Below are 22,464 nucleotides of genomic sequence, written 5' to 3'. Positions count from 1 at the left end.
AATTTACCCCAAGGTATACATCCATCCGTCTCGGCTGCAAATTCGCACGATACCGTCCCAAATCACAGGTGTCGATTCAAAGGAACCGCCCGGTTGGAACCGGGCGATTTCCTTGACGAGAACGCGATAGTAATTGCCACTAGCGCCCCGCAACGCCAACGCATCGCTAGCACGAGCAATTTCGTAATCGATTTGAAACAAACGAACGCCGTTGTATCCCGCAGCGACTAAACGGTTTCCATCGGTAAAAATCGGCGTCGAAATAGACGCACCAATTTGTTTCTCGAACACGATAACGGGTGTCTGGTAGTCTCGATCTAAAAACGGACCTTTGACTTTTTCTCCCGTGACTTGAGTTTGACTGCCAATGTATAAATTTCCATCGATCGCGTTCGTAGCAAACAACGGCGGAACGTCTGGGGCGCGATATTCGTCGTTCAACGCCACCGAACCGGTGATTCCGCCTTCCCATTCGCTAAATCCTAAGTTTAAGGTCGGTAAAAACCATTCGACACAATCGGGATCGGCTTTGTTCGGGTCGAGTTTGAACGCGCCCCCTCGACCGGGTATTTTTTCGCGATCGAGCGTACTAAATAATTTTCCGTCTTTAGAAATGGCGATCGTTCCGTTTAAATCGCCCCCAGAACGAAATCGCCAGACGATTTGATGCGTCTTGATATCGATTCCGTAAATTCGTCCGCCACCCGATGCGATATAAACTCGATTTTTAAAAATCGACGGCGAGGATTCGGCGACTAAGTTTCCACCGTAATATCCCACATCTTCAAATTCATAAAGCTGGAGTTCTCGATACACTTCTGGCATTTCAAAATCGCCGTTTTCTCGAGTCTTTTTTGTGCTACTATTAATAAAGTAGCCGATCGCATTCTCGCCGACGTTAAAAATCGTGCCGTTACCTAAGTAAATCGCCGAACTGTCGTTATCGCGGCTGTAGCTATCCGTGGCACGAATGTCGAGCCGCCACAGCTCTCGTCCCGTACGAAACGACACGGCGCGAAAACTGGGAACGAAGCTCGAAGACAGAGAGTTGTTGACCCCTCGCCGACTGCCTTGTAACACGACAACTCGATTGTCTTCCTCGGCGGTTTCGTCGATATAAATACTCGACGAGCCTTTGAGAATATCGTCGAATTCGTATCGCCAAACGACGCGATTTCCCGCGATATCGAGCTTTCGCAAACTGTGGTCGTAAGCCCCGATAATTAGAAACGTCGTACCGCGATCGCGCACGAGCGTCGGTTGTCCCGTCCACCCCGCCCCGCTCCAAGTACTGGTACTGCCCCCCACGACACTCGTACCGCTTCCGAGATAAAATCGATCGAGGAGGTTCAAACCCTGGGGGGTTCCCCGTCCGTAAAAGCGGCGTTGGGCATTGCCCAAATAGGTCGGAACCAGCAGTTCGATTTCTGGCGGAACGGCAACGGGAACCTCGGAAATCAAACCGTTCACCTGTTGGGTCACGGTATCGGAAAGGGAAACGGGCGTCACCAGTCGGGGGGCGTCTCCCCGGAACCGTCGCAACAGTCTCGGCGGGACGATCGCACCGAATACAAAACCTAAAGCTTGTTTGTGAAACGCGCGGCGGGTCGATCCCATCGCAACCTAAAAGAAACAGTACGACTCGGAAATCGATTATAAATCGAAACCCGATTGAAACTTTATTGTTATCGAGGGTTCGAGACGGATTGCCAAGGGCGATCGCAACCGCTACAATTGAGCCGATCCTTCGCGACCGTCAGGGCAAGCCTTCCACAGACGACCACCTGTTTTACCCTACGACTCTCGGGCAAGTCTAAACTGACTATGTTTAACGCCACCGAAATCCTGATTCAAAATTTTGTCGAACGATTGCGGGAAGGATATCATCGCACCTACGGCGGTTATAAGCCCGATTACGCCGATATCATCGCCTGGGCGGGGGGAATGGCACTCGAAAACATCGCCAACAGCGACGCCCTCTACCACAATGTCGAACATACCATCGGCGTAACCTTAGTCGGACAAGAAATTTTACGGGGAAAACACATCCGCGAAGGGGGAATCACCTGCGAAGACTGGCTGCATTTTATTATTTCCCTCGTTTGCAGCGATATCGGTTTCGTGAAAGGCGTCTGTCGTCAAGATCGCATCGAAGATAACCAGTTCGATTCGGGAACGAGTAAGTTAGTCTCCCTCGATCCTGGGGCGACGGATGCGAGTCTCGCCCCCTACCACGTCGATCGCAGCAAGTTGTTTGTCGACGAACGCTTTAGCGGACACCGCCTCATCGTCGCCGAAGCGATCAAACGCAACATCGAATATACTCGCCAGCAATCCCCGAACGTCGAGGGATACGAAGATACGTCCAGTTATCCCGGCTTGTTGCGGGCGGCCGATTTAATCGGACAACTGAGCGATCCCCGATATTTAAACAAGTTAGGAGCATTGTACTACGAGTACGAAGAAACGGGACTCAATCGAGAGTTGGGCTACCAGCACGCAGGAGATTTGCGCCGCAGCCACTCGAAACAGTATTGGGGCGTGATTTATCCGGCGATCGAAAACGCCCTCGAATACCTCTCCCTCACCCAAGAAGGCAAACAGATTATCGCCAATCTCTACGCCAACGTCTTCGTCGTCGAACACGATACCAGTCAAGCCATGTCGCCCTCTGGTATTATCAAAAAACGTTGATTTTGTCAAGAGTCGCCTTGGGGTAAATTCCAGAAAGCCCCCCAGAACCTTCAAGATTCTGGGGGACTCGTTTCCAACGTTTCAATTAAAGAAGTTGCAAAAAGAGGCGTTTCAAACCATTACTTACCATTTCCGTTGTTCGATCGCGCGTAATCGTCTTGGAAACGGATAATATCGTCTTCTCCGAGATATTCCCCGTTCTGGACTTCGATCAACACCAAGGGAATTACGCCGGGGTTCTCCAGACGGTGCTTCGTTCCCTGGGGAACGTAAGTCGATTGGTTGCTGTAAACCATCTGCTCTTTATCGTCGCAAATAACGCGAGCAGTTCCCGAAACCACGATCCAATGCTCGCTGCGGTGGTGGTGCATTTGCAAGCTGAGGCGATGACCGGGTTTCACTTCGATTCGTTTGATTTTATATTGGGAACCTTCTTCGAGAACCGTAAACGATCCCCAAGGGCGAAGTTCGGTGGCGGCGACGCTTGCCGTCAGTGCTTCGGGAAGAGTAGCAGTGTTCGTTTTAGACTTTTCTTGAACGGATGCCATACTTATTTTCTCCATGCAGCGTTAGCGTTCGGATCGGTCGAACGAGCCAACGAGAACTCGTTTGATAAAACTTTAGCGGGCGTGAGATTACAAGCGTACTGATTCCATTCTGGTCTAGGAAATGGGAAACTGGGGAAATTTCACCCCGACTTTAAGCAATCTTTAAACGTTCGTTCCGCGATCGCCATCTCTGAAGATTCCAAGCGATCCCGTTCGATATCTCTGTATTTTTACGGAAATTGGCGCGACCCTGTCTTTGATTGACGACTCGAACTTCCGTCAGAGAGTTCCCCAAACTCTACCGAGACGTTCGGTTCGATTTACAAAACCTTTAACCTTAACGGCGTCTTCGGCGATCGAACGGAGAGGATAAATCGTTGTTTTCGGGCGATCGAACGGCTTTCGCCGCCCGTTTCACCCGTTCTAACCGACTCGGAAAATCGCTTTCATCGTAAATTTCCCCCACCAGTTCCTCGAGAATGTCTTCGAGGGTAATCAACCCCACGGTTCCCCCGTACTCGTCCACCACGATCGCCATGTGCAACTGTTGTTGTAACATCTCCTTGAGCAGATCGGCGATACGCTTGGTTTCGGGAACGTAAACCGGTTCGTCCATCACCGACGTTACCAATTCCATCGCGCGATCGCCCGAAGGACGCGATCGCAACTGTTGCAACGCCCGTTTCAAGTGAACCACTCCAACGATTCGATCTTTCGACTCCTCCTGAACCGGAACCCGCGAATAGCCCGTCTCCAAACACAAATCCACCAATTCCTGCAACGTCGCCTCGTGGGAAATCGTCCGCATTTCAATCCGGGGTTTCACCACATCTTTCGCACTGAGGCGATCGAGCATCAACGCCTTATGCAGCAGTTGGTGTTTGTGAAAGTCTAACTTGCCTTTGCCTCCCAACACCTCGATCATCAACTGCAAATCCTTCACCGACTCTCCCTGTTGCGCCTGCCGCGACTGAAACTGACGCAACGCCACCTGAGTAATCGTCTCGAACAGGCGAATCACCCCTAAAAACGAGAGCAATTGCGACAACCAATAAATGGGGCGCACCACCACCATAAAAATCGGTAAAACGTTGTTGATGGCGACGGATTTCGGCACGATTTCCCCGAAGGTTAACACGAGAAACGTGACGACTGCCGTGGCGATACCGATGCCTCGATTTCCCAACCAGAGGCTAAACAAATTGCTCGTCAAAATCGCCGACAGGTTGTTAACCAGGGTATTCCCCACCAGCAACGTAATAATGAAGCGAGTGCGATTCGCTTGCAGGATTTGGACAATCCGCTTGGGAGTATTTGCCTCCTGCATCAACGCCCGTAACTTGAAATTGTCTAAGGCGGTAATCGCCGTTTCCGATCCGGCAAAGAACCCTGACAGCAGTAGCATCACACACAGCGTAACGATATCGAGCCAGACACTACCCAACAACGGCTCGATTTCCGCAACTGCAAACAGGAACATTGAAGAAGGTATCAAAATGTCGATCGACAAGAGAAACCCTGACTCGCCTCGCGGCTGAGCCAGGATTTTCCAAAACTGTGAAAGGCTAGAGGGGGAGGTTTATCCGGCATACGCGGCTTGGTATGCCCACCACAGCAGAAACGCGATACCGCCGAGAACCAGAATCGAAGAGAGGGCGATCGCAACGGGCGTATCTGCGCCCTTGAATTTCATAATGCCGCGATTGAGGTCAGTCATAATCCAGTCGTTTGCTAACAGGACTTGTTTGACGCTCTCCCCCCAACCCTAGCGGGTATGGTCGGAGATTCCTGTTTCACTGGCTCATGCCTAGATAAACGAGCAAGCCCGAATACCCCCGGTCAGAACGCCTTCACAGGCTGTTTGTTTAACGTCCACGATGCGCCCCACCGCAGACATAAGCGAGAATCAAATTCTCTTGGCCACACCAACTGGCGATTTTGTGGTTTACCTCCACCACGGGTTTTTCGGGTGCTGTGAACCATACCCTTAGGATCTTAAAGACCGTTTCCGGTAAGGCAATTTTACCAGTTTGTTCGTTTCGGCGCTATCCCCTTCTCTCGCTATCGCATTGTTCAGGGGATGCACCGAAACTCACCGCCGCTTCACCACCAACCAAGCCTATTGGCTATGGTTGGAGCGCTGCGACGAATCTTGGTAGAGTGATTTCAGTGGAGGGCGATCGAGCCGAACCACTCCGTTACAGTGGAACGATCGGCTCCCTGTAGTGTACACTATCTGAGGCGATGTCAGACAGATTTTACCCCTAGGATATTTGATTTCGGTATGAGCAGCAAGCCCGCAATTTCCTTTTCTCACCTCGGATGCGAGAAAAATCGCATCGATACCGAGCATATGCTGGGATTGCTCTTAGAAGCGGGGTATCCCGTCGAAGCCAGCGAGGATTTTGCCGATTACGTCATCGTCAATACCTGTAGCTTCATCCAGGCGGCGCGAGAAGAGTCGGTGCGAACCCTCGTCGAACTCGCCGAAGAGAACAAAAAAATTATTATCACCGGCTGCATGGCGCAACACTTCCAAGAGGAGTTGTTAGCCGAAATTCCCGAAGCGGTTGCCGTGGTGGGAACCGGGGACTATAACAAAATTGTAGATGTCGTCAAACGCGCCGAAGCCGGAGAGCGCGTCAAAGAAATTTCGGCAGAACCGACGTATATCGCCGACGAGTCTACCCCTCGCTACCGCACCACCAACGAGGGCGTCGCCTATTTGCGGATTGCCGAAGGCTGCGATTACCGCTGTGCCTTTTGTATTATTCCCCATTTGCGGGGCAACCAGCGATCGCGCACCATCGAGTCCATCGTCGCCGAAGCCGAACAACTCGCCGCCCAAGGGGTGAAAGAGTTAGTATTGATTTCGCAGATTACCACCAACTACGGCGTCGATTTATACGGAAAACCCAAACTCGCCGAATTGCTGCGGGAACTCTCAAAAGTAGAAGTTCCCTGGATTCGGATGCACTACACCTATCCCACAGGCGTTACCGCCGAGGTCATCGACGCCATCCGCGAAACCCCCAACGTCATCCCCTATTTAGACTTACCGCTACAGCATTCCCACCCTGACATTCTCAAATCGATGAACCGTCCCTGGCAAGGGCGCGTTAACGATGCCATTCTCGATCGCATTAAAGCCGAACTCCCCGAAGCCGTCATGCGAACCACGTTCATCGTCGGCTTCCCTGGGGAAACGGAGGAACATTTCCAGCATTTGGTCGAGTTCGTACAGCGTCACGAATTCGATCACGTCGGCGTCTTCACCTTCTCGCCGGAAGAGGAAACCCCGGCGTTTTCCATGGAAAACCAAGTGCCGCAAGAGGTGATGGACGAACGGCGCGATATTCTGATGTCCGTCCAACAGCCGATTTCCCTCAAACGCAACCAGGCGCAAATCGGGAAAGTCGTCGATGTGCTGATTGAAGAAGCCAACCCCCGCACCGGACAACTCGTCGGGCGATCGGCTCGTTTCGCCCCCGACGTGGACGGCGTGATTTACCTCGAAGGGTCGGCGCAGTTGGGTTCGATGGTTCCCGTGATGGTGACAGATGCGGACGCTTACGACTTGTTCGGGCGCGTGGCGACGGCTGCGGATTTGAAACAGCACGTTTTGGCGGTTTAAAGTCGTTTCTCGGCGTTTTTCGCGATTTTTTTGCAGCGGAGGCGCCGCCGCCACAGCCCCCCTTGACTTGGGGGGAAATTCGTTTTAAGATAAAGTATTCTAAAATAATGGTAATTTATTTTTTTAATTGATTTTTTAGTCAACGCTCGTTCATATCGGCTCTCTAGGTTCTAGATCCCCGGAATCTTGGAGATTCCGGGGATCTATGGCATGACTTTTTCGTTGAGTTCGACCCTCTCCTGTAGCTCAACGCATCATTTCCCGAGCCGTATTTTGCCAGCGATCGACCTGCATTCCATAAACCGACTCGTCTAGCCAAATTGTCAATTTTCGTTGCATCGTTTTTATGTTGCCAAATCTAGGCGCGATCGGTGTTCTTTATTTTGTCTAATGTTTGCAGCTCTCCCTGTTCTTTTTAGCCCTATTTTTTATTTAAGTACATCATAATAAGCCATTTTTTTGATGTATTTTCTGGATATTTTATATCGTCCAATCTTGAGTTTATAATTTTGAGATATAGTCAAAGTCTCGGATATTTTGGGTTAACAAAACCAAGTTGCGGGATAGGGCGATCGCTGCAATTCTTAAATCCATTGTAGATCCCCGAGGGTGTTTATGTTTCAACTCCTTAAAAATAACAATTGCTTCATTATCCAAAGGTAAAACAATAGCCGATGCAGATGCAAAGTTTTGAAGAACTTCCCATAATAAAGCGTAGCCACGAGTTAAGTCAGTCTTTTTCTTGTTGCGATTAATCAAAGCATGAGCGCCAAGAACCTGTTCGTGAAAGCTCACGATCGAAAAAGCAAAATCTGCTGGAGAATGCTGACTCATTCGAGTCCTTAAACAAGTATATTTTAAACCCGTTTTTCGCTGTAGAACACTGATGTGGTTTGTGTCAAGCAGATATTTCATTCAGAGTCGTTTTCCAAAATGGCAATTGCTTCACATCACGGGTTCAATTTCATTAGGGATATCGCCGGGAATATCTTGTTCGCTCACAGAGTTGTCCTCTTCGATCTCGAACTTTCCCGTTTTTCGGAAATTACGTCCATATTCGAGCGCTTCAAGGAAAGCTTCTTCGTCGGAAATCGAACCAATCAGGTTGTCTACCCAATTATTAGCATTGGGCTTACGGTCAACTTTGTTTTGCAGTTCGGAAACCGCCTGCTCGAGTTGGGTTAAGCGTAGTTCGGAAACGGTCTGCTCGAGTTGGGTTAAGCGCAGTTCGGAAACCGCCTGTTCGAGTTTTTCTAAACGTTGTTCTAAGGTCGTTTCATCTAACATTGTATTCTTGCAAAAACACTAACTACTTTACAGTTTAGATCGTTTGAGCCTAACCCGCGCGATTTTCCCTCACTCTCGCCACTCCCCCTGAACGCCAAACGCCGCCCAAAAATACGGATGTTCCCCCGCTTCCCACATCTCCAACTGCGCCTGACGCAACGCCGCCACAGGCGTTAACCCTTCCTCCCAAATTCCCTAATAAAACCGCACCATCAACGTCGCCGTTTTCTCGTCGCTGACGTTCCACAGGGACAACACCGCCCGTTCCGTCCCAGCATACATCAGTCCCCTTGTCAAGCCCGCCATGCCTTCACCGCGCACGTTGTCGCCGAGTCCCGTCTGACAGGCGCTCAACACCACCATTTCCGCCGGAAGTTGCAGGTTGAAAATATCCCCCAGACGCAGAAAGCCGTTTTGCGGTTGTCCGTTGGCGTCCACCAGAGACAGCACCAACCCCGAGAGTTCCGGGTTTTCCTCGTTGGCGAAACCGTGGGTGGCGAAGTGGACGAACTGATAGCGGCTGGATCGATCGCTCGTCACCCAGGAATAATTGGCGTCGAAGTCGAAGACGCTGGTTTCGCCACCGTCAGCCAGGGCGAGAAGTCGATCGGCTTCCGTGCGACTGTGGGGTAGACGGGAGATACCCCGCAGTTTGAAGTCTCGCAGGGCGCGTTGCAGTTCGATGTCCGGGTCGGCGAGGGTCACTCAAACTCCGATTACGCTAAGGGTTGGGTTTTCCCGCCCTGGAATTTGGAAATTAGCATCAAATTGATACTAATTTTACCCCAATTCCAACAGAACTAATTAGGTAAGCATCTGAATCATTATTCGTTAGTAAGCTTGACACAAAAAACAATATATAGTAAATTATTTAAAATAAACTTACAGAAAATTGACCATGAAGTACTTAAATCGAAATAATATATATCTTGGTAGGGCTGAAGACAAAATGCTTGAGCTTGAACCGAGCAGTGTAGCTCTTAGCTTTTGGTCGCCTCCATACTTTGTTGGAAAGGAATATGAGACACAAGAGACATTTGACTCTTGGCAATCTTTATTAAAAAATGTTATTGAAAATCACGCATATGCCCTAAAATCTGGTGGATTTATGGTAATTAACATGGCTAATATTTTATGTTTTAAGGACTCTAATATACCTAAAATACAAGCCTTAAATATTTCTAATAGAAAATCTAAGGTGACACGAGAAATGGTCTTGGATGCTATGCAGAAATATCCTGAATACAATCGCTATCAACTAGCTGATTTATTGGGATGTAGTGAGCAAACTATTGATCGTCGATTAAATGGAAATAATATTCGCGGCGGAAAATATCAAACACAAACGAGAGTCAAGCTAGTTGGACATTATATTGAAAAATATGCGTATAACGTAGGCATTTATCTTTACGATAAGCGTGTGTGGATTAAAGATCCTTCTTGGGTTAATAGTCAATGGACTAGTAATACTTTAAAGGCAGTTGACGAACATGAAGATTTATATATTTTTTGGAAGCCTGGTGAATATGCAATAGATAGAAATAAGCTGTCAAAAGAAGATTGGAAACAATGGGGGGCGAGAGGAGTATGGCATATCCCTAGTGTTAGATCTAATCGCGATCACCCCGCAAAATTCCCCGAAGAACTAGCATCTAGAGTAATACGTTTATTCAGTAATCCACAGGATCTTGTTTTAGATCCTTTTATGGGAAGTGGGACAACAGCCATAGCTGCTATTAAGAATAACAGGGATTACATTGGAATCGAAAAAGAAGCTAAGTATGTAGAATTAGCTCGGAATCGTATCCAAGAGCATCCTCCTTTGCAAAGGGAGCTAAGTTTCATGTAAATTTTCAACTTACTAAGATTTCCCGAAACCTCCAGTACTCTATTTGCTTTAATATTTCAAAGCTGACTCGACAGCGTTTTTTGCGCGGGTTCTTGGTTTTATCGTCTTTTCCGGGAAAAAATAGTTCAGGAAACTCAGACAAGTAATTTGGTCGTTCGCATAGTAAAAGACCATTGGGAACTGTTGCACAACTTATTCTACTTAACGGTTGTCCTCCATCACTAACGTCGAATTCCAATGAAAGCATATCATACACAGGTTTTAGAATAATAATTACAACAGGTACGACCGTGCCGTCACTTAATACATAAATTGGAGGAATGCTACAGTAGAAAGGATGACTCGATCTTTTTCCACAAGCTATAATTACATCGTTGGTAATTCCAGACAACAATGAATCCCATCGTCCACTACCAGAAATTTGATTGTGGGACATAACAGCATGATTCCAATCATCTCTAGGCCCAACTGATTTTATGTCAACAAACAGCCAACACGAGTTGGTAAAACCTTCAGTTATTTGATAAATTTTATCACTTGAAAGTACGACTCTTATATCAGATCCTGCTGGCAATCCTATATCACGGATATTGAAGCTTAAGCTTAGAAGTCGATACAATTTACCACCAAGACTATGCTCTCCAACCTCAATCCATGGATACTGATCGCCAATAGGTTGTCTTCCTCTTTCTTCTGGCGGATAATTTTGCCAGAATGGGTAAAGATAGCTGGCTTCGTTATAATCTTCTTTGATTTGAATGATATAGTTTTGAATTAATTGAAATACCTGTTTTGATAGAAAATTTTCCAATTTTACTAATTGTATATAGTTGTCTCTAAAATAATTTCTCGCACGATTATAGGAATAATATTGAAGCTCTCTAAAGGTATTAAACATCTGAATTTTACAGCAACAAATCGTGGGCTGATACTCCCAAGCTATCAGCCAATTTTTCTAAAGTTTGCAGAGTTATATTACGCTCGTTCCGTTCAATAGCACCGATATATGTTCTATGCAAACCGCATTTTTCTGCCAATTCTTCTTGAGATATTCCCTGTTCTTTTCTTAGAGCCTTTAAATTTGAGGCAACAACTCGGTTAAGCCCCAAAAATCGCTTAACCATAAAGTACAAATAAGTCTTTCTGATAACTTTTGAATAACATAATTTTTATCTACATGACAAAAGGATGTCTACAGACTATATATAGCATTTCGGCGTGTAGATCTATTGAAATATTGATTTTTTGTTCAATTTAATTGAGACACGGCACGTTTGCCGATCGATCGCCCGAAAGCTGGATCGATTAAAGTATCGAAGTAGTTGAGGGCTTCGCTGCGGTTGCCCAAAGCATCGTAGACTAAGCCGATGTTGGTGAGAGTCGTGGCTTCCCCCGCTCGATCGCCCACCTCGCGCCGAATCGGCAACGCTTGGTTGTAGTAGTTGAGGGCTTCACTGCGATCGCCCAAAGCATTGTAAACTGCGCCGAGGTTGTTGAGGGTAGTGGCTTCCCCGGCTCGATCGCCCACCTCGCGCCGAATCGGCAACGCTTGGTTGTAGTAGTTGAGGGCTTGGCTGCGGTCGCCCAAGGCATGGTAGACTAAGCCGATGTTGTTGAGAGTCGTGGCTTCCCCCGCGCGATCGCCCACCTCTCGAAACGCTTCCAGAGCAGTTTGATAGTAGCTCAGAGCAGTTTGTCGTTCGCCTAAACGGTTATGAGATGACCCAAGAAATGCCGATATAGAAGCAATACCTTCTGTTACTTCAGCTTGTTCAGCCAATTCTAACGCCTGCTCAAATCGCGAAATCGCCTGTCGATATCCTTCAGCCGTTCCTTGGTTAAAAAACTGTTTTCCTTCCTCAAACAGCCGTAACGACTCCTGCAAGTCAGCACTCTGCGCCATCTCCACCTGTGGCGCGTTCTCCCAGCGCACCACACCCGCCAGCGCCGCCTCACTCCACATCGCCACGCCACACAACGCTGCCAAGCCAACCTGCCACACTCCCCGTTTCATCGCTGCAACGTCCCTGAGTTGTCTACTTTTCTCATTATTACCGCGTCGTCCCCGGTTTGCCGCCTCCATTACACATTCTGAAACAGGAGTCTGCACGATCGAGATATCTCGGAGATGCCGGAGTTCTTGCTGAAATTAGAGATTGTTGAGATGGGGAGTTTCACCCGCAGCCGCTAAAACTTCCGCGTACAGGCGATCGATTCAATTCACGACTCACCAGGAGCGATCGCCTCGGTTTCTTCCACAGAAAAATCCACCTTATCGTACAGATCCGCCAGTTGTATCGCAAACTCAAATGCCTGTAACGATACCGTGGCGTCCAAACCATCGTACTCGCGAAACAGCCAAGCCTCTTGACTTTCTGTTTGGGTGTAGTGTTCGACGTGGGGCGCGTATTGGTCGATCAGCAAATATTCGCTAAAACTCGCAATAGTTCGATAGGCGGCAAATTTGCGATCTTTATCGTAACTTCGTGTCGATTGGGATAAAACCTCAGCAATGACAAGCGGATTTTCCAGGGTATCGTTGCGCCCCGCTTGTAAGGCTAAAGGCTGGCGCACCACCATCACATCGGGGTAAGTATAAACCTGCTGCGCTGGAATCCAAAGGCGTTGGTCTGTGACAAAGACACGATAAGGCTGTCGTCGCAATGCAAAATTTAACGATCCTGCCAAATTGAGCGTAATTTGATTGTGGTTTGGCGTTCCACCTGTCATCAGAACGATTTCTCCGTTGCGATATTCGTGGCGTTCTTCAGATTGCGTTTCTTGGGCTAAATATTCATCGACGGTATAGGTTCGTTGGTTGAGCGTAGTAGTCATTGCAACTTACCGATTCGGTTTGCTTCGATCGTAACTCAGTTGAGGTTTTTTACCCCAAGGATCGAGTTAAGCCATCTGAAACAGGAGTCCACACGATCGAGTACCCCAGAATTTCAGATATTCCGGGGTTCTAGCTGTTACTTTTTCTTTTTAGATCGATTCTTGCGACGTGCTTGTTTTTGCTGCTTTTGTTTGGACTTTTTCTCGGATTTCTCTGCAATAAACGGAGATGAAAAACCTGAATTTAGCGTTTTTTTAGAACTAGAAGAAAACGGCTTGGGAGGTGGCAAGGTTTTGTTGGGTTCGGAAAAAAACGCCCAACCTTTCAATTCTGTAATCGCATCTTCAATCAACATATACAGTCGGCTGCCTTGAAGTCGTTCGACAGTCACTTCTTCCCCCAGTGCAAAATCTCGATCGATCTCATCTTTTGTAATCATCATCGTATCGACCAAACCCAGTTCGTAGGCGCGATCGATATAAGGCTTGAGTTCGATCGCATAAATGTCGATAGACTCCACGACCAAATAAGTTAACATAAAATCGTCTTTCGCTTCGAGAAAGCGATCGAACAGTTCTTTAAAGTATGGAATAACTTGTTCTTTCGGAATGACATTTTGAACGACCAACACGGTTAACGATTCTAACGCTGAAGTTCGCGTCCATCCACTAATTTCTGTATTTTCAATAAGTTGTTCGATCGGTTCGAGGTCTCCGTGACAGATGGAAGCAAGGATTCTTTGTAAATATTCAGTGGCGATAAAGCCGATCGTGTCCTCTATGATTTCCTCGGGAGCGGAAAACAACTCGACAACCAGCGGATAGGCTTGTTTTTCGCGAAATTGTGACAGTAAAAATAAGGCGTAAGCATTGAGCAAATAAGCGGAATCACTTCGCAATGCTTCTAGGTTGTTTTTGTATTTTTCGAGAATTGCTAATAATTCGGGTGTAATCGCTTCTTGTTGTGAGATCGCCTGTTTTAATGCTGTACGAGGAAAGTGACCGGCAAAGACTTCGAGTTCGGATAGAATGTCTTTAATTTGCATTTTTTTAGAGATTTTGTGTATGTAATTTTACGGCTTATATTTTAGTGTATTTCGTTAAAATAATCAAGACATTTTGGCGATCGCATAATCAACAAAAAATAAAGTATAATTATTCAAGATTCAAAAAATATTCTGTAATTTTGTTATTTTAGATTGTAATTTGCTTCCAATATGGCAACGAATATTATGTATTATGAAACAAAAAAAATCAATACTTATTATAAAAAATAACGATTTAAATAAAAATACTGCGAAAGTCAATATATTGAAAGTTCTCAATATCAACATATTTATCAAGAACCCTGGTAATTAGTCGTTCGCGAAGCGGAAGGGAGTTTTCTTAAATTCTTCTAAAAAAATATCCTTGGCTGGTATTTCTCGAGCTACAAGAATTTATATGTGACATCTTTAAGGCTATGTAAACAAGAAGTCAGCACAAATTCCTTGAAAAATTGAAGTGATACAAAACAAGAAACCGATCGTCCAAATGGATGGGTGCATCTCAAAAATGTAAATTCATCGAATTGGGCGCACTCAATTTCCAGATCCCCGGCATCTTAGAGATGCCGGGGATCTTATACCAGAAGTGCTAATCGGGAATTTTGCCACCCCAAACTGATGTTTTTGAAAAAGTGAGATGCACCCTGCTACACTGATTAAAGTGTTTTGCCAAGCAAACGACATAAAGCTATCGAAAAGAATTCAGAAAAAAACAGTTATATTGAAAGATTTAATAATACTTTTCGTTGGCGTGTGTCTCGACTCGTATGTAAAACTTTATCTTTTTTTTACAACTATCGTAGTTCCAAATGAGTCGTCAAAAAATAAAACACCAGAAAAAATCTGATTCCCCGTTCCCTTTTTGCTCCAATTTTGTTATAAAATTGATTTAGCGTTGCCATAGAAAATCACGTGAGCGCGATTTGGGACTTCGTCCATTATTATAATGGGGTGCATCTTAAACAAAAATGTAAATTTATCAAATCGAAGTTTCTGCACTGAATTGAGTTGTTGTTAGGTTTCGCGATCGCTCCACTCATCCTACCTCAAACTCATGTTTTTACAAAACTGAGATGCACCCATGACTTTTATAGTGCTTCTTTCCAACCTCGTTATCATCACTGTACATAACTACCCCCGCTTAAGTATTTCTGTTTGGTTTACAACTGGAATATTCCCATTTAGACCGTCGATAACCCTAAAAATTATTAAGATTTGCGCCAAAGCAACAAATTGGCGGTAATAAATCCTAAAACTGCACCGGACGCATGACAGAGAAAACAGATTTCCGGAATCGATAAATCGAAAGCCGCTTGAATCGCAATCACGAAGAGGATCGATCGCAACCGATCCTTTGCAATTTGTGCTTTTTCCTGACGCCAACCTTGCCAAAAAATCGCCGCCACTGCGCCAATTAACCCCATCACCGCCCCCGACGCACCCACGACAAACTGAGTCTCGCCGCCGCGCAACGCCAACAGGGAAATAAACGCCATCGAACCGACGCCGCTGGCGAAATACGTCACCAGAAACCGCTGCATTCCGATGCGCGATTCGACGAACTGTCCCAAGATATACAACCCGAACATATTCATCGCCAGGTGAGAGATCCCGAAGTGCAGAAACGTGGCGGTGACAACGCGCCACCATTCCCCCGCCCACACTTCCTCGGGAACCAACGCCCCCAGTCGGTACAGTACCCAGAGGTTTTCGCTTCCGCCGAGGCGCAATTCCAACAGAAACACCGTTGCGTTTAAGCCGATGAGTCCCCAGGTGGCGATCGCCCGTTTTCCCGCTACGCGCCCACTGTATCGCGCTTCTTGGGACAGTTGCAGCTTCAACGCCGATAGCACTCGCGCTGAATAGTCGCTAAAGTGGGTTTTAAAGTCGAGTTGGGTTTGGTTGAGTCGCCAAGCGATCGCCCTCCGCAACACAGGATCGCAATCTTTCTGTAACGCCCCCAACATCTGCTGCGCTTGTCGCGTTCTCCCCATCGCCATCTGTGAGGTAGCGAGCCAAAACTGTTGGTTCGAGACGGAGTACTTGGAGAGTTCCCCCTCGAACAGTCGATAGACTTGTTGGGTTTCGCCGCAAAAGGCTAAAACGAACAATCTCGCTTGACTGAGGCGATCGAGATCCCCAATTCGCCGTAAATGCTCGTCTACCGAAGGAAACATCCGTAACATCTCGTTGACCTGCCCCGTTTCCCCCAAACAGCGCAGATAATACAGCATTAAATTGGCATCCTGCTCTCGTTCCGGGCGCGATCGCAACCAATTCAGTAACTCGTCCCACGCCCCCCGCATCCAATACTCTAAAACGATCGCACTGCGTCCGAGAACCGTTTTCGGAGTTTGATAAATTTGCAAGAGCGATCGCCCCTTTTCAATATCGCCCCCTTTCGCCACCGCCAACGCCTGCAATACCCCCACGCGATCGGGCCAGCCATCGGCGGGGTGTAAAATCGCGATCGCCACCGCCAACCGACTCGCCGCCTGATACCGTTCCTCGCGAAACAAATCGTTGACCCGGCGCAACCCCAACACCGGAAACAACAGGAATATCCCCCACAACATCCCGCCAATCCACGCCGCCAATTCCACAGACGCGATCGCTAAGAGCGTCCCCGTAATCGCCAGAATCGCCCCCGACACGATCGACCATCCCCATTGTGGCGGTTTGGCGGAGAGCGATCGCACCAAAAACACCACTCCCGAAAGCAGTACCATCCAAATTACAAGTCGATCGATCGTCATAGGGAGTAAGGGAGAAGGGGAGCAAGAGAGAGGGGGAGCAAGAGAGAGGGGGAGCAAGAGAGAGGGGGAGCAAGGGAGAGGGGGAGAAACTGTTCCCTGTTCCCCGTTTCCTGTTCCCCGTTTCCTGTTCCCCGTTCCCTATTCCCTGTTCCCTCTCCGTTTCGTGGTATTAGTCGAATGTCGTGCGGTGGAATGTCGCAGGCTGACTTCGCCTGACACGGGTGATGTCGTACTCTACAATTGCCAATCGGTCTTTCGCGGAGAATCGAACTTTGGGAGTCGAACTACGCAGCTTTGTCTATATTGACAGTCTGCAACCTCAACACGCTGCTTACATGGGAACCGTCGCCCTCGGATTTCTCCCCCTTCCTGGCGATACGTCGCTTTGGGTAGAAATCTCGCCGGGAATTGAAATCAACCGCATTACCGACGTCGCCCTCAAGTCCACGTCTGTTCGTCCTGGGGTGCAGGTGGTGGAACGGCTTTATGGGTTGCTCGAAGTTCACTCTAGCCGTCAAAGCGACACGCGAACCGCCGGAATCGCCATTCTCGACGCTTTGGGAGTCAAGGAAAGCGAACGCCTCAAACCGCGCATCATGTCGAGTCAGATTATCCGCAACCTCGACCCCCACCAAACACAACTGATCAACCGCACCCGTCGCGGACAGATGTTGCTGGCCGGACAAAGTTTGTACGTGATGGAAGTCGCCCCGGCCGCTTATGCTGCTTTAGCGGCGAACGAAGCTGAAAAATCAGCCCAGATCAATATTTTACAAGTACAAGCCGTGGGAAGCTTCGGTCGTCTTTATCTCGGTGGAGAGGAGCGGGACATCATCGCCGCCTCTCAAGCTGTCGTCGCCGCGATCGAAAACATCTCCGGCCGCGGACACAGGAAATCCTCGAACGAATGATGAGGAGTCGTAGGCGGTGTACATTGGCAGATGAGCGGTAGGGTGTATTTCGCGGCCAAACAAGGTTGGCCGGTGTTCGTCGATAGGATATCCGCGAAACGCACCAGCCAGAGAATCTCCCTCCTCATCCCCTCATCTCTTCATCTCTCGGTTGGGGGCGGTGCGTGACGCGGTAACATCACATTGACCTGACTTCAGCCACATTTTCCGGCCGCGTCATGCACCCGACGACTTGCCCTCCTCTCCCCTTCATGGCCAACCCAAAATCGCTTAACGGTTGTGCCAAGAGGAGATACACTGAAGGCAACTGCAACGTTTCGTAAAAAATTCACCCCGTCTCAAACGTGAGTGCAGCAAAACAGTATCAAGAAACCATCCCCGCTCACGGTGGCACGTTAATTAACCGGATTGCCACCGAGGAACAAAAGCAAACTTTTCTCGATAAGGCGGATAGTCTTCCCCGCGTCGAGATGGACGATCGCACGTTTTCCGACCTCGTCCTTATCGCCATCGGTGGCTTCAGCCCTCTGACTGGCTTTATGGAAGAGGCCGACTATAAAAGCGTCGTCACGGATATGCGGTTGTCCGATGGACTCCCGTGGTCGATTCCCATTACCCTCAACGTCACCGAAGACGTGGCCGATTCCCTGGAAATCGGGAGTTTGGTACGCTTGGACGACTCGACCGGACGGTTTGTCGGCGTTCTGGAACTGACCCAGAAATATCAATACGACAAACTCAAAGAAGCCCTTCACGTCTATCGGACGAACGAGGAAAAACACCCCGGCGTGGCGGTGGTTTACCAACAAGGGGACGTCAACTTGGCCGGGCCGGTGTGGCTGCTGCAACGCGACCCCCATCCCTCGTTCCCCCGCTATCAAATCGACCCCGCTGAAAGTCGGGAGTTGTTCGCTGAGAAAGGATGGAAAACCGTGGTCGGGTTCCAAACCCGAAACCCGATTCACCGGGCCCACGAGTACATTCAGAAGTGCGCTCTCGAAACCGTTGATGGTTTGTTCCTCCACCCGCTGGTGGGAGCGACGAAAAGCGACGACATCCCCGCTGACGTGCGGATGCGGTGTTATGAAATTATGCTCGATCGCTACTTTCCGCGCGATCGCGTGATGATGGCCATCAACCCGGCGGCGATGCGCTACGCCGGCCCCCGCGAAGCCATTTTCCACGCATTGGTTCGCAAGAACTACGGCTGTACTCATTTTATTGTGGGACGCGATCACGCGGGAGTCGGTGACTACTATGGAACCTACGACGCCCAACATATTTTCGACGAGTTCGAGCCTGGGGAACTGGGTATCGTTCCGATGAAGTTCGAACACGCCTTCTACTGCACGCGCACCCAGTCGATGGCCACCTCGAAGACGAGTCCGAGTACCCCGGAAGAGCGCATTCATTTGTCCGGTACGAAAGTGCGGGAAATGCTGCGACGCGGTCAGTTACCGCCGCCGGAATTCTCCCGTCCGGAAGTGGCGACGGAACTCGCCAACGCCATGCACAAAGGTAAAGAGTAAGCCGTAGGGCGGTTGTCGTTGTCGGGGAGCATTTCTCGACAACGACTCGTTTTAGAGCCGTTTTGAATTCGTCTGAAACGGGTTGAAAACTGGTTTTAAGCTGATTAAGCTAATGATGGACTTGCGATCGCCTCACTTTTGACGCCTATCGGCGCAGGGACACGATCGCCCTCGGAAACCCGACCGGAATCGAAAGATCGCCGAACTCAGGGAAAAAGGGCGTGCGAGCCTCGAACGTCGGGAACCGAACCGCCGTAAACTTCTAACACCGCCTAACCCACCCTAACCACCGCAAACCGACATGAAACGACGGGGTTTCTTACAATACGCCACTCGCTCGCTCGTGGCGACAGCCGCGATCGAATTGGGGCTGTCCCTTCAAAGCCGCGACGCGGCCCGAGTGCTGGCTCAAAACGCACCGCGCAAACTCGCCCTTTTGGTCGGTATCGATCGCTATCCAGAATCGGCGACGGGGTCGGAAGAGGGATTGTTTGGCTGTAAAACAGACGTCAGCCTCCAACGCAACGTCTTGATTCACCGTTTCGGCTTCAACCCCGAGGACATCTCGACCCTCACCGACGATCTCGCCACAGTTCAAGGTATCGAAGAGGCGTTTCAACAGCATTTAATCGATCGCGCTCGACCCTCGGACGTCGTCCTGTTTCACTTCAGCGGCTACGGCTCTCAGATACAGGTATCCCGAGACTCCGAACAGGTACAGAACAGCCTGGTCGCAGCAGACGAGAACGAGGCAGACTTGCCCCTGACGACCCTGGCGTTACTGTTGCGATCGCTGGCAACGAAAAAAGTCGTCACCGTCCTCGATACCAGCTATACCTACCCTGGAACGCCGTTACAGGGATCGTTACGCATCCGATCGCGCCCGTCTCCAACCGTCGCGTCCTTCAGCCAAACCCAGCAGGAACGATTGGCGAAACTGCGCGATCGCCTCGGCACAGATCGACCCACGAGCGATCGCGTTCCCGGTCTAGTTCTGACAGCATCGGCAGAACAGCAAATCGCCACCGAAAACCGTTGGCAAGGATTCTCGGCCGGAACCTTTACCTACGCTCTGACTCAACAACTGTGGTGGGCGACCCCCGAACTCCCCGTCGGGGCGACGGTACGCCGAGCCGCTCAAACCGTCGATCGCCTGGCCGGTCGCGACCAACAGCCCCAACTCTGCATCGGACGCCTCGCGGACTGTCCGTCCCAAAACGGCGACAGCAATCTCTCGCTGTTGGTTCCCCAACTCACTGCCGTAACCGCCGACGGTGCGGTGTTATCGGTCGATCGCAACAACGCCAGCGCCTCGGTGTGGCTCGGAGGGTTGCCCAGCGAGGTTCTCGAACGTTACAGCCCCAACAGTCTCTTATCGGTGATTCCCGCACCGGGAGACGCCAACCGCGACCCTCTCACCCTCAAAGTGCGATCGCGCGACGGTCTGATAGCCAAAGCGCAACTCGTCGAAACCTCCGAGTCCGACCTATCCCGCCTCGTACCCGGTCAGCTCGTACGCGAAGACCTGCGCGTCGTTCCTCGCAGCCTCGGACTCACCGTCGCCCTCGACCCCAAACTCGAACGCATCGAGCGCGTCGATGCCACCAGCGCCTTTTCCGGCATTCGCTCGGTGTCCTCGGTCGTAGCTGGGGAGCAACCGGCAGATTGTCTGTTCGGACGGATACGTCGGGCGACGATCGCTCAAACTTACTCGACCGAAGCCATCGATCTTCCCAGCGATCTCGGCAGTTACGGCTTGTTCACTATCGGCCGCGAACTCATTCCCAACAGCATCGGCGAAAACGAGGAAGCCATCAAAAAATCCGTTCAACGCTTGGTTCCCCAACTTCGCACCCTCCTCGCGGCCAAACTCATGGGCTTGACCGCCAACGCGGGGTCTTCGCAAATCGGCGTTCGCGGCAGTCTTCTCGTCTTTGACGGCGAGGATAACGCCACGACTCCCCAGTACGTCGTGTCTAAACAAACGTTGCGAGGGAAACGCCGCAGTAGCAGTCAACCGATGCCGAAAAGTAGTACGGAAGACGTTCTTGAAGTGCGAGCGGGGAGCCGCATTCGCTACCAACTGCAAAATTTAGGCGATCGCCCCCTGTACTATCTCCTGTTCGGTCTCGACAGCAGCGGACGCACCGTCGCGTTTTATCCGTTCCACACCGTCAGCAACGCCAATCCGCCAACACTTCAGCAAGATCCCCTAATGCCGGGAGAGACGGTGAGTTTGCCCCCCGGTTCGCAAAACGTCAGTTGGGAAGTCGGACGGCCGGTCGGACCGGTGAAAATGCAACTGCTGTGCTGCGATCGCCCCTTTGCTCTGGCGTTGGGACTGCTGGCCGCCCGCACCCATCCCGCTCGCAACCCCCGCGACCTCAGCACCCTCGACACGCCCCTCGACATCGCCAAAGCTATCTTGCAAGACTTGCACGTGGCCAGTCTCCGTAACACCCAGGACGAAGACGTTTCGACGGACTTCTACGCCCTCGATACCCGCGTTTGGGCGACCTTGGAATTTGCTTATCGCGTCGTTTGATCGCCCCCCCAGGAGAAAATACCCGTGTCTGAAACTGTGGAATTGGTTCGAGAGGCCGTTCGATCGATTCGAGGGGAACTCTCCGAACGCCCTCAAGCGGATGCTGTGGTCGAAGCCTTGTTAGCTTTGGAAAAGCAGTCGAAACGCGATCGCGAGCTGTTAGAGTTCGATCGCCTGTTGGGAACTTGGCGGTTGGGATTCGTCACGGGAACCCAGAAAAGTCGTCAGCGAGCGGGGGTAGTGTTAGGGGCGGGTCGCTATCTTCCCCGATGGCTCGAGATTCGGCTAACCTATTCGCAGGGCGATCGCCGCGACGGAGAACCTACCCCAGAATGGGACGCAGGACGAGTCGAAAATTCGGTCAAAGTGGGAGGGTTGCGGTTTACGCTGACGGGGCCGGTGAAGTTCGTCGAGCGCAATCGGTTACTGGCGTTCGATTTCACGCGGGCGACCGTGCAGGTGTTCGGACGGACGCTGTTCGAGGGTTACGTCCGCAACGGTAAAGAGCGCGATCGCTGTTTTTACGACACGCCAGTCAAACAGCAGGCATTTTTTAAGTACTTTTGGGTTGGCGACACCGGCCTCGGCGCACGAGGACGTGGGGGCGGCTTGGCAATTTGGAGTCAAGTCTTAGAGGATTGAGGGTTTCTCTGTCAAGAAAACTATCGAAATTAAATACAAATTTAACAATTGCAGCGAGTTTATATTGATTTTGTAAAGCTTCGATATCTGTGACACTTCCTAAAGTGTCCGACGCGTTTAGCGATGCGATCGCAAATTTCGGTATGCGTAAGTAGAAATACAGAAACTTGCGAGAAGCGATCGAAACC

General features: G+C 49.8%; 19 protein-coding genes and 1 pseudogene. 7 read left to right on the top strand and 13 right to left on the bottom strand.

Annotation, left to right across the window (positions count from 1 at the left end; all coding sequences use genetic code 11):
• Positions 1 to 3: 3 nt before the first annotated feature.
• Positions 4 to 1,617 (bottom strand): PQQ-binding-like beta-propeller repeat protein, encoded by a 1,614-nt coding sequence (locus tag GEI7105_RS0117940; protein WP_017661815.1) that lies wholly within the window; start codon positions 1,615 to 1,617, stop codon positions 4 to 6.
• A gap of 207 nt (positions 1,618 to 1,824) precedes the next feature.
• Between GEI7105_RS0117940 and GEI7105_RS0117935 the strand changes: the two genes are divergently transcribed.
• Positions 1,825 to 2,694: an Npun_R2479 family HD domain-containing metalloprotein gene (locus GEI7105_RS0117935; protein ID WP_017661814.1), complete on the top strand. Its 870-nt coding sequence runs from the start codon at positions 1,825 to 1,827 to the stop codon at positions 2,692 to 2,694.
• 119 nt (positions 2,695 to 2,813) lie between these two features.
• Here the strand turns inward: GEI7105_RS0117935 and GEI7105_RS0117930 are convergent, their stop codons facing one another.
• The 3 genes from GEI7105_RS0117930 to GEI7105_RS39080 form a co-directional block, all read right to left on the bottom strand.
• Positions 2,814 to 3,242, bottom strand: a complete 429-nt coding sequence (locus GEI7105_RS0117930; RefSeq protein ID WP_017661813.1) for a phosphomannose isomerase type II C-terminal cupin domain — start codon at positions 3,240 to 3,242, stop codon at positions 2,814 to 2,816.
• Positions 3,243 to 3,579: 337 nt separating this feature from the next.
• Complete coding sequence (locus GEI7105_RS31150) at positions 3,580 to 4,737, bottom strand: hemolysin family protein (protein WP_342662832.1); 1,158 nt, start codon at positions 4,735 to 4,737, stop codon at positions 3,580 to 3,582.
• Between the two features lie 84 nt (positions 4,738 to 4,821).
• Positions 4,822 to 4,959: a hypothetical protein gene (locus tag GEI7105_RS39080; protein ID WP_017661811.1), complete on the bottom strand. Its 138-nt coding sequence runs from the start codon at positions 4,957 to 4,959 to the stop codon at positions 4,822 to 4,824.
• Positions 4,960 to 5,526: 567 nt separating this feature from the next.
• Here GEI7105_RS39080 and rimO point away from each other — a divergent pair.
• Positions 5,527 to 6,876, top strand: a complete 1,350-nt coding sequence (rimO, locus tag GEI7105_RS0117915) for a 30S ribosomal protein S12 methylthiotransferase RimO (protein ID WP_017661810.1) — start codon at positions 5,527 to 5,529, stop codon at positions 6,874 to 6,876.
• A 501-nt stretch (positions 6,877 to 7,377) separates the two neighbouring features.
• On the opposite strand, the gene GEI7105_RS0117905 is transcribed toward rimO, so the two are convergent.
• From GEI7105_RS0117905 to GEI7105_RS0117895, 3 genes and pseudogenes are all read right to left on the bottom strand, one after another.
• Entirely contained in the window at positions 7,378 to 7,791 is a 414-nt protein-coding gene (locus tag GEI7105_RS0117905) for a PIN domain-containing protein (protein WP_026097756.1), read from the bottom strand.
• A gap of 30 nt (positions 7,792 to 7,821) precedes the next feature.
• Positions 7,822 to 8,163 (bottom strand): hypothetical protein, encoded by a 342-nt coding sequence (locus GEI7105_RS31145; RefSeq protein ID WP_017661807.1) that lies wholly within the window; start codon positions 8,161 to 8,163, stop codon positions 7,822 to 7,824.
• Between the two features lie 69 nt (positions 8,164 to 8,232).
• A pseudogene (locus GEI7105_RS0117895) lies at positions 8,233 to 8,868 on the bottom strand (CHAT domain-containing protein).
• A gap of 193 nt (positions 8,869 to 9,061) precedes the next feature.
• On the opposite strand from GEI7105_RS0117895, the gene GEI7105_RS0117890 reads away from it, so the two are divergent.
• Positions 9,062 to 10,012 carry a DNA-methyltransferase gene (locus GEI7105_RS0117890; protein ID WP_017661805.1) on the top strand — a complete coding sequence of 317 codons (951 nt, stop codon included), beginning with the start codon at positions 9,062 to 9,064 and terminating at the stop codon, positions 10,010 to 10,012.
• A 4-nt stretch (positions 10,013 to 10,016) separates the two neighbouring features.
• Here the strand turns inward: GEI7105_RS0117890 and GEI7105_RS35155 are convergent, their stop codons facing one another.
• From GEI7105_RS35155 to GEI7105_RS0117855, 6 genes are all read right to left on the bottom strand, one after another.
• Complete coding sequence (locus tag GEI7105_RS35155) at positions 10,017 to 10,910, bottom strand: BglI family type II restriction endonuclease (RefSeq protein ID WP_071592032.1); 894 nt, start codon at positions 10,908 to 10,910, stop codon at positions 10,017 to 10,019.
• A 7-nt stretch (positions 10,911 to 10,917) separates the two neighbouring features.
• Positions 10,918 to 11,136, bottom strand: coding sequence for a helix-turn-helix domain-containing protein (locus GEI7105_RS35150; protein WP_026097755.1), 219 nt, complete (start codon positions 11,134 to 11,136; stop codon positions 10,918 to 10,920).
• 125 nt (positions 11,137 to 11,261) lie between these two features.
• Positions 11,262 to 12,026: a tetratricopeptide repeat protein gene (locus tag GEI7105_RS31140; protein WP_245555429.1), complete on the bottom strand. Its 765-nt coding sequence runs from the start codon at positions 12,024 to 12,026 to the stop codon at positions 11,262 to 11,264.
• Between the two features lie 206 nt (positions 12,027 to 12,232).
• Positions 12,233 to 12,847 carry a Uma2 family endonuclease gene (locus GEI7105_RS0117875; RefSeq protein ID WP_017661803.1) on the bottom strand — a complete coding sequence of 205 codons (615 nt, stop codon included), beginning with the start codon at positions 12,845 to 12,847 and terminating at the stop codon, positions 12,233 to 12,235.
• A gap of 137 nt (positions 12,848 to 12,984) precedes the next feature.
• The gene (locus GEI7105_RS0117870) at positions 12,985 to 13,893 is read right to left on the bottom strand and encodes a DUF1186 domain-containing protein (RefSeq protein ID WP_017661802.1); all 909 of its coding nucleotides are present in this window, start codon (positions 13,891 to 13,893) and stop codon (positions 12,985 to 12,987) included.
• Positions 13,894 to 15,101: 1,208 nt separating this feature from the next.
• The gene (locus GEI7105_RS0117855) at positions 15,102 to 16,649 is read right to left on the bottom strand and encodes a rhomboid family intramembrane serine protease (protein ID WP_083862420.1); all 1,548 of its coding nucleotides are present in this window, start codon (positions 16,647 to 16,649) and stop codon (positions 15,102 to 15,104) included.
• Positions 16,650 to 16,921: 272 nt separating this feature from the next.
• Here GEI7105_RS0117855 and ccmP point away from each other — a divergent pair, with 272 nt between their 5' ends.
• The 4 genes from ccmP to GEI7105_RS0117835 all read left to right on the top strand — a co-directional run bounded on the left by ccmP (position 16,922) and on the right by GEI7105_RS0117835 (position 22,276).
• Positions 16,922 to 17,560, top strand: a complete 639-nt coding sequence (gene ccmP, locus GEI7105_RS0117850; protein WP_017661798.1) for a beta-carboxysome protein CcmP — start codon at positions 16,922 to 16,924, stop codon at positions 17,558 to 17,560.
• A gap of 344 nt (positions 17,561 to 17,904) precedes the next feature.
• Complete coding sequence (gene sat / locus GEI7105_RS0117845; protein WP_017661797.1) at positions 17,905 to 19,089, top strand: sulfate adenylyltransferase; 1,185 nt, start codon at positions 17,905 to 17,907, stop codon at positions 19,087 to 19,089.
• 301 nt (positions 19,090 to 19,390) lie between these two features.
• Positions 19,391 to 21,634, top strand: a complete 2,244-nt coding sequence (locus GEI7105_RS0117840) for a caspase family protein (protein ID WP_017661796.1) — start codon at positions 19,391 to 19,393, stop codon at positions 21,632 to 21,634.
• Between the two features lie 24 nt (positions 21,635 to 21,658).
• The gene (locus GEI7105_RS0117835; RefSeq protein WP_017661795.1) at positions 21,659 to 22,276 is read left to right on the top strand and encodes a hypothetical protein; all 618 of its coding nucleotides are present in this window, start codon (positions 21,659 to 21,661) and stop codon (positions 22,274 to 22,276) included.
• Positions 22,277 to 22,464 lie beyond the last annotated feature (188 nt).

This window comes from Baaleninema simplex PCC 7105 (genome assembly GCF_000332355.1).
In the GTDB taxonomy this organism is placed as follows: Bacteria; Cyanobacteriota; Cyanobacteriia; order Cyanobacteriales; family Geitlerinemataceae; genus Baaleninema; species Baaleninema simplex.
The sequence above is the reverse complement of the archived record's forward strand: the minus strand, read 5'-3'. Positions and strand labels throughout refer to the sequence as shown.